Origin of the sequence: Stenotrophomonas geniculata ATCC 19374 = JCM 13324 (assembly GCF_001431625.1) — a bacterium.
GTDB lineage: Bacteria > Pseudomonadota > Gammaproteobacteria > Xanthomonadales > Xanthomonadaceae > Stenotrophomonas > Stenotrophomonas geniculata.
The window spans coordinates 1-796 of sequence record NZ_LLXT01000071.1; the positions used below are offsets into that span (position 1 = coordinate 1).

At 69.2% G+C, this 796-nt stretch carries 1 protein-coding gene; it reads right to left on the minus strand.

Translation table 11 applies throughout. The features are described from left to right. Window positions 1-79 precede the first annotated feature (79 nt). Entirely contained in the window at window positions 80-784 is a 705-nt protein-coding gene (locus ARC63_RS04065; protein ID WP_010483871.1) for a PP2C family protein-serine/threonine phosphatase, read from the minus strand. Window positions 785-796 lie beyond the last annotated feature (12 nt).

The following is a 796-nucleotide window of genomic DNA, read 5'->3' on the forward strand; positions in this document are numbered from 1 at the left end:
CGCGCCCCAGCGCATAAACATCCACGCATGGCGTGGATCTACTGTAGAGCCGAGCCCATGCTCGGCTCATGCACCAGGTTCAGTGGCAGCGCACCAGGATGACGCTGATGTTGTCGCGGCCACCGCCGTCGAGCGCGGCCGCGACCAGCGTATCCACGCACTCCTGCGCGCTGGCATCGTCGAAGGCGAGGGTGCGGGCGATGCCGCGGTCGTCCACTTCCTCGGTCAGTCCGTCACTGCACAGCAGCAGCTGCATGCCCGGGCGCAGTTCACCGCTGGTGGTGGCCACGTTCAGATGCGCCGGATCGGTCACGCCCAGCGCCTGGGTGACCACGTTGCGATGCGGATGTGCGCGCGCCTGTTCGGCGGTCAGGTTGCCCTGCGCGACCAGTTCCTGCACCACGCTGTGGTCCTGGCTGAGCTGCGCAAGTTGGCCGTCGCGCCACAGGTAGGCGCGGCTGTCGCCGACCCACGCCACTTCATAGCGATTGCCCTGCACGCGCGCGGCAACCACGGTGGTGCCCATCGGCAGCGTGTCGTTGCGTCGGCGCGAGGCGCGGATGATCTCTTCGTCGGCGGTGCGGATGGCCTGCGCCAGCGGCGCGCCGCGGCGGATCTCGCGCACGATGGTCTCGCGTGCCAGCGCGCTTGCCACTTCGCCGCAGGCGGGTCCGCCCATGCCGTCGGCCACCAGCCACAAGGCCAGCTCGCTGTCACCGTAGTAGGTGTCCTCGTTGAGCTCGCGGCGCATGCCGGGGTGGGTGAGGTGTCCGAATTCGATCATGGGGGCTGGGGC